We start from the raw sequence: 7205 nt of genomic DNA on the forward strand, positions 1-7205 counted from the left end.
TGAACGACGAAGCGCTGTACCCGGTCTTTGCCGATTTTAAGAAGCGCGTACTGGACCCGGTAGCAGAGGACTTCCAGCGTATCGGCTTCGGAGCAACGTGGGTGCCAGTTCGGACCGGAAAGAAAACGACGGCCTTGCTCTTCTCAATACCGAAGGACAAGCCGGAACCCAAGGCCCTAGATGTCGGCACTGTCGAGGATGCGACTGTTGCATTCGACGCATGGCTGAAAGGGACGCATGACCGGAAACTACAAGCGGCGTTTGCGGGCCTGCAGGAAAAGAACCAGCTCACGGCTACCAGCGCTCGTAGGATTGTCCGGTGGGTGGCAGAGCACCCGGAGCACCATGCCAGCTTCTACACGACACGCCACCGCATAGCAACCCATAAGGAGCCAATTGCCAATATGCGGTCCTTCACTTTGGCGGCTCTGAATGCAGCGCTAGGTACGGCGTTCAAATAGCCCCGTCACGGCACGTTCGGTAGTGGTGACGTGGAATGTTGCCACTACCCGAACAGCCTCTTCCAGAAGCCTTGTTTCTGCGGCTCTGGTATCCGTGCTGCCAAGCCCTCGACGATTGCCGTCAGGTGGTCGAGCTGGTTTTGCACGTCCTTCGGGCTGGCCGGTACCTGCGGCTCCGATTTCACAATCTGCCCCTGCGCGAAAGCCCGCACTTCCTCATTGAAGTACTGGCCCATCGTTTTGCCAGCCCGTTGAGCTGCCTTCTCCACAATACCCCGCGTTTCAAAGTCCACGCCCCGAACAGCCCACACGCCGGTATCGGGAGCCTTACGCGGCCTCCCTCCCTTGCCTTTAGGTTTAGCTGCGTTCTGTTCTGGCGTTTCTGCCGCGTTTTCGGGTTTTGTCGTACTTAACTCCGGTTCAGTTTCGGCGTTTTCCGGTTCAGTTGTACCGAACTCTGGTTTCGTTTCGGCACTTTCGGAAGGAGTAGGGGTTTCGTTCTGTTTAGTTTCGGTCCCCGGCTGGCTCATGGAAGTTTAGTTGTACGTTTTGTTCAACAGCCAATGTAGGAGAGTTTGGCGACTTGAATTTTGTATAACTAAACTACCAATTCAGTTATCTGGCCTTAAGAAGCTGTCGTTAAACCATTTAATTAAAAAAGGCCCGACCGTCAAGCCGAGCCTTTGGTGTGGCTGCTGTCCGCTGGCACGTTCGCCGGAGGTTTCTAGGAGTGTCGTGTAAACGAATGATGTTGACAGTTGTAACAATGCAATAGCCTTGTCAGTATTATGCTCCTATTCAAATTGCAGCCGTTTTAAAGAAGACCAGCCTACCCGTACAGGTAGGCTTTTTTATTGGGCTGGTAACCTTTCCACTTGCCAAGAATACATTGGTATCTGCCGCTTACCGAAGTAGCTATTGGCTGACTGGGTAACAGTAGCTGCCCCTAGACCTTACCTTACTTAAAACGGGGAAAAGCGCCACCAAGTCTTCGTACCTTGCCTTTGCTCCCCCTAGGCCCAAAACGACCCATCCATGTGAAATTTATCGTCTCGTCTTCCGCCCTGCCCAAGCAGCTCAGGAGGATTAAAATAAATTCTGCAGCGGGGCTAACGAAAGCCGAGCAGCTGGGTTAGGGTGGGTCATACGGTCGGCTCTTTCTGTCCTTTGGGCCGGTAGTCCAGAAATATACCTTTCGGAAGTGTATCAAAACTGCCTTCTCCCCGATTAGGAGTATGGCTTTGCGGTTCATAGTAGGAAAACCCGACCCAATCAGACCAACGCATCAACACCTTTTCCCACCTTCGCTTTATGGCTTACCTAGCTCTGAAAACACCTCTGCCGCCTTCGGGGGGAACTTCATCAGCAACCGTTTGCCAGCAGCGTAGGTGGGATATTGCCCTGCATCGGCGTTGCAACAAAACCTCCCTGGGATTTTGTGGCGCTGATGACGAACCCGGTACTTAGTGGAGCTGATGATTAATCAACTTAAAAACCGCCTATTAGCATCGAGAACAGCCATTGTGGAAAACTTCCGGGATATGGGTTTGTCCTAGGCGTACAGTGCGGATATCTTCGGAAGCCTTGACCTACTACCTCTGCTGGTTACCGCTTCTGCCGCCAACTTCCAGCCGTGTTCCTTGGGCCAGTCCGGTTCTGCCCCCAACTTTCACAGCAGCTGACTACGCCCACCAGCAGTTCTTCTTAACTAGGCCCTATGAAAACTGACAGCGGCGTGCGTATCTACCTGTATGATGCTTGGTTTTACGCTACGCCTAGTGTATTTTATAATGTAGGCCCTTGGTAGATGCGGATAAAGCCAGCGCCGCGCAGTAGGCAGTTCACATCAAACAAATAGCCCACAACTCTTTCGGAGCTTTGCTCTATAACCCTTCTCTCACAGCTAACCCGTCCGACACCAATGTAAAACAGCGCCTTACCCCCGAAATTCTTTCGACTAAGGCCAAAGAAAAAGGGCTGTTCCTAGGCAGCCCCTTCTTTGGCAGATTTCTCTACCATTCAACGCAGGCGCGGCGAACAGCGCACTACATTTTGGATTCAGTAAGTTCTTTTTTCAGAAGCATTAAGGGCCTGTCGGTAACACAGCTCTTAATCGGAGGCGGTATTTTTCTTACCCTCTCCCTAGCCTCACAAGGCTGTTCAAATTTTAAGGTCACAGTTAAAGACTTGGAAATAAGCTCCAAGCGCTGATAAGCCTTACCGTCAAAATAGCCCTCTCCTTGTGGTCATGCCCGACTGCTCGGAGGGGGTTATTTTTTGCAAAACAACCAAGTTTACGGTTAAATGATTATTCCGTCGCAAGAGAAATACAAAAATATATTGCTACACCTTACCAACAACGTCTACGACCCGTTTTGCGGCACTGGTAGTTTCTTCGTCATTGGCCTACCTTACTAGGCCCTTTAGTCATTTTAAGAACGACCGTTTGTAAAATGACTAACTCCACTTACCTTCGCTTCGAACCTTACTTTCGGAAGCAATGAAGTACGTGGCCTACTACCGGGTATCCACCAGCAAGCAAGGACAGTCCGGCTTGGGACTAGAAGCGCAACGCAACACCGTCCTGGCCCACATTAAGGACGCGCCGCTGCTGACCGAGTTTACGGAGGTGGAATCGGGCAAGAGCAACAAGCGGCCGGAGCTGCTGGCTGCCATTGCCTACGCTAAGAAGGAAGGGGCCGTACTGGTAATTGCCAAGCTGGACCGCCTAAGCCGGAACGTGGCCTTCATTGCAACGCTCATGGAAACCGGGGTGGACTTCGTAGCCTGCGACCTGCCGGAAGCCACGCCCTTTACCCTGCACATTTTCGCTGCCCTAGCCGAACAGGAACGGAAGCTCATTTCCGGCCGCACCAAGGCTGCCCTCGACGTGCTCAAAAGCAAGGGGGTCCGGTTGGGCAAACCGGAGAACCTGACGGAACAGGCGCGGCAGCAGGGCTTGAAGGTGCGCCAGCTCAACGCGACCGAAAACGAGCACAACCGCAAGGCCACTGCCTACATTACGGCCCTCCGGAAGCAGAATTTGAGCTTCAACCAAATTGCTCAACTCCTGAACTCCGCTGGATTTAAGGCCAGCCGGGGAGGTAGCTTCAATCAGAAACAGGTGCAGCGCCTTTACGAACGCGACGCCGCCAGCAAATTTTAAATTTAAATATTCTGGAATGTCCTCTACCCTTATTGCCGAGCTAAACACCATTATTCAACAGACGGTCAGCTACTTGAACCCTACTCCGGTCAACCAGTTTGCCCCCACTTATCTTCGGGAGTGCTTGGTGCAGGTCCCCGTCAGTGGCCCATTACCGAACGAGTGGACCGCGTGGTGCTATGCCCGCCGTAGCCACAACGCGGTCTTTGAGCTGCATCCGGACCTTCGGGAAGTGGCGCAAGCGAATGGGTTAGATGCCTACGAGCTGGCCGGGGTGTTGTCTACCATGTGCGGCTCCCTCTATTACTCGGACCTGAAAGGCGAATGGACCGAGGCTGAACGCCAGCTTGCCGCCAAAATGCAGAATGAGATGGGGGGCGACTGGATAAAGTTGGGGTCAGGCCATAGGGAGGACTAACAAACGGGTGAGCGAAACACTATATGTGGCGTGGAAGCACCCGCAACAACTACCTTTTCACTCCGATTTTAGCCCCGTAGTGAGCACTTGAAAGGGTAAGGCAAGGAATCCGTCTTATAGCACTGCCGCTTCGCACTACGGGAGCATTTTCAGTTACTGAAAAATGAAAAAGCACCCGCGTTGGCAGGTGCTTTTCTCGTTGTGGGGGGTGCAGATTTTAAATTTAAAATCGGGAGGGAGCTAGAATGCAGGCGCACATTACATGAAAACGGCCTATATGTGCCCTTCTGCCTTACTTATGTGCTGAATATGCGTTTTACCTTTTCTGTGTAAGCCACTAAGGCAATTACAAGAAAAGGTGGTTCGCACATTTAAGGTTAGAAGCTTGCCCAGCCACCGAGAATGCCATAGTCACCACACTTGGGGCAATGGGCAATTTGAGCCGGGGACTGGCCTTGTTCCTCCATCATTTGCCAGAGAGGTGCAAGGCCGGTGTTCCACGTTTCTTCCGGAATATCCTCACGCTTTACCTCTGTACGGGGGCTTTTGCAGGTGGTGCAGTTAGGAACGCCGGAGACGAAGGCGTTCTTGGCTGCATTACCCATGACATAGTTGAGAAAGGGGCTTTTTGGGCGACTTTTACGGCTCATAGTGGTATAGTTGTCCGTCAAAGCTAGGGAAAGCCTGTGGGCCTTGCAATGGGCCTATCTGACGTTCTTCTATGGCCTTGTACCAACCGTTCAACGACTGCTCCGCTTCGCTCCGCACGTCCTTCGGACGTATGCACTTTCGTTAAATGATTTAATGAAGGTCGCCCTCATTAGGTGAAAGCGGGTGTACTCTTAAATCGTACCCTTTTTCCCCCCTACTCTTCGGAGGAATACTAGAAATCGAATTTGAGCTGCACGGCGTCCTCTACGGCCCGCTGGAAGGCTTCGGAGGTAGTGGCAGCAGCAGGGGAAAGGTCGTACTTCACCGAGCGGTAGAGCTTCATATTTTTCTTGTACGTTTCGTAGTTATACTCCTTCAAAAAGGCAGCAGCAGCAGGGTCGTGCATGGTGAGCACCTTACCAAATTCAGCAGGGGACAGATTATGCTTGCCCACCACGTAGGCCCAATCAATCGGGTTATCAATTTGTAGCTGTTTTGTCATTGCAATCAGGTGGTTAAATGAGGTTTGATATACTTCCGGCTTCACTAGGTCCGCAAGTGTCGGGGGTGCTGTCAGATTAAAGCCGTTCCCCGTAAAAAAACGCTTGTCGCGTATCAAAAACTCCGCTTGGGTCAGGTTGTCGGGGACGTTAGTCCTTGTCGCCCCAACCTTTGCCCGTTCCAGCATGGTCTTGTCGTAAACCTTGGCTCCGTACTGCTCCCGGCGACATACTGCACCGTAAACCTTGGAGGCACCTTTGGTTATTTCCATTGGACTGAACGGCTTGTCATTAAATGATTTAACGCGTTCGTGAATGGACTGCTGCTGAATCGTGGCGCTGATTTCGGCATTGATAACGGCTAGGTCCACCGGCTTGCAATTCAGCAGGTCCGCAAGGGTACCCACGCTCTCCTGAAACTCCCGGTAAGTGAAACCGGAGTAGTTGTTTCCCTTTAAGTGCTTCTGCAACGACCCTGACCAGTACAACTCTTCGGTATTCTGGTTGTAGGTAATGGTTTCAAATGGGTTCTTAATCCGCCAAACCGGAGAAGCAGTAACAATTTCCCCACCATCAAGGACTGTTTGTGTTCGGCTCCATCCCGGCAGATGGGTTACGTTCTCGAAAGGGGTTTTAAGGAGTAGCTTGATACCGTCCATAAAGACTGAAAAAGGGTAAGATTCGTTGTTTCCTACCTCAATTCGGCTTTGTACTATTCCTGTTCCCGGCACAAGTTAGGAGGCCAGTAATATGCTGGCCGTGTGGCAGATTCTTTTTCCGCTTGGCAGTATTTCCCGGCAATAGATGGTACTCGACCCCACCAGAGGGCCGAGTTATACCTCCCGGCAGCACAAAATATGTACGTACATGAATCTGCCAGCTTGGGACGGCTTCGTGCTGACGTTGTTTTTCCGCTCCGTGTGGCACGTTCGGCAGTGTGGATGGTACAACGTCACCTTTAAAAGCCAATCGTTGAACCACGGGGCTAAAACAGGGTAAAAACGGGTAACCAAAGGCTAACCTTGTATACCCCTTGGTATCCGGGTAAGGACTTTGGAGTGGTAATTCTAGGGCTTCGCGCTCTTTGAGAAGTATTTAATATTTCTTCTTTCCTTCTTTAAAGGCTCCGGGGGCATTGATAACCAATTACTTGCAAGGCCAACCGTGGACAACTCCCCCGTCTAACCGTGGACAACTCCCCCGTTGATTTTGGCCCCAACCGTGGACAACTCCCCCGTCAACCGTGGACAGGTCCCCCGTTAAGTGTGGACATATCAAAAAAAATGTCCACCTTTAACCCTACACTGTTGACCCCACCTGCTGAAAACCATGAAACTAGCTACTGCCGGAGTTACTGAAAATGCCCTCGCCTTCCAGCATAACAACCTGATTCGCACTCCCCTACGCATGGGGTTACTGGAAGCGCGGATTTTCATTCGGGCATTGAGCCAGATTCACCAGACGGACAAGGCGTTCAAGCCCATCAAAATCCCACTGTCGTTCATTGTTGGTCCGTCTCCAAACGGGGAAGCCTACGAAGCGGCAAGAACCGCCTGCAATGCGCTGGTTGGTCAGATTCTCAATATCCTGCCGCATAATGCCCGTAAGGGCAACCTGCGTAAAGTGCCCCTAATGGCAAGCATTGACCTTGACCTAGGGACTGGTACCATTACCGGGCAGTTCAATGAGTTGGCGAAGCCTTATTTGCTTGACTTAAAATCTGTTGGGAGCTTCACCAGCGCCAATATTGAAAAGCTCCTGACCTTCACCAATGCCAACAGCGCCCGGCTCTATTGGATACTGCTTTCCTACCGCAACTTGGAGAGCAAATCGGTAACGACGAAAAAGCAGCTTGAATTGGCCGAGTTGAAGGCGTGGATGCTGAACGACGAAGCGCTGTACCCGGTCTTTGCCGATTTTAAGAAGCGCGTACTGGACCCGGTAGCAGAGGACTTCCAGCGTATCGGCTTCGGAGCAACGTGGGTGCCAGTTCGGACCGGAAAGAAAAC

7 protein-coding genes are annotated in these 7205 nt (G+C 51.8%); 4 read left to right on the top strand and 3 right to left on the bottom strand.

Annotated features, from left to right (window positions below):
- Positions 1-461: replication initiation protein (locus EI291_RS22985; RefSeq protein ID WP_170172770.1), on the top strand; the 461-nt coding region annotated here is incomplete at its 5' end.
- Positions 462-505: 44 nt separating this feature from the next.
- Here the strand turns inward: EI291_RS22985 and EI291_RS23290 are convergent.
- Entirely contained in the window at positions 506-772 is a 267-nt protein-coding gene (locus EI291_RS23290) for a hypothetical protein (protein ID WP_240635644.1), read from the bottom strand.
- Between the two features lie 2189 nt (positions 773-2961).
- Between EI291_RS23290 and EI291_RS22460 the strand changes: the two genes are divergently transcribed.
- Positions 2962-3627, top strand: coding sequence for a recombinase family protein (locus tag EI291_RS22460; RefSeq protein WP_125424533.1), 666 nt, complete (start codon positions 2962-2964; stop codon positions 3625-3627).
- 16 nt (positions 3628-3643) lie between these two features.
- Positions 3644-4045, top strand: a complete 402-nt coding sequence (locus tag EI291_RS22465; RefSeq protein WP_125424534.1) for a hypothetical protein — start codon at positions 3644-3646, stop codon at positions 4043-4045.
- Between the two features lie 377 nt (positions 4046-4422).
- On the opposite strand, the gene EI291_RS22470 is transcribed toward EI291_RS22465, so the two are convergent.
- The gene (locus tag EI291_RS22470) at positions 4423-4695 is read right to left on the bottom strand and encodes a hypothetical protein (RefSeq protein WP_125424535.1); all 273 of its coding nucleotides are present in this window, start codon (positions 4693-4695) and stop codon (positions 4423-4425) included.
- Positions 4696-4928: 233 nt separating this feature from the next.
- Positions 4929-5855 (bottom strand): hypothetical protein, encoded by a 927-nt coding sequence (locus tag EI291_RS22475; RefSeq protein ID WP_125424536.1) that lies wholly within the window; start codon positions 5853-5855, stop codon positions 4929-4931.
- Positions 5856-6525: 670 nt separating this feature from the next.
- On the opposite strand from EI291_RS22475, the gene EI291_RS22480 reads away from it, so the two are divergent.
- Positions 6526-7205: replication initiation protein (locus EI291_RS22480; RefSeq protein ID WP_148103450.1), on the top strand; the 680-nt coding region annotated here is incomplete at its 3' end.

It is taken from the genome of Hymenobacter rigui (assembly GCF_003944715.1).
In the GTDB taxonomy this organism is placed as follows: domain Bacteria; phylum Bacteroidota; class Bacteroidia; order Cytophagales; family Hymenobacteraceae; genus Hymenobacter; species Hymenobacter rigui.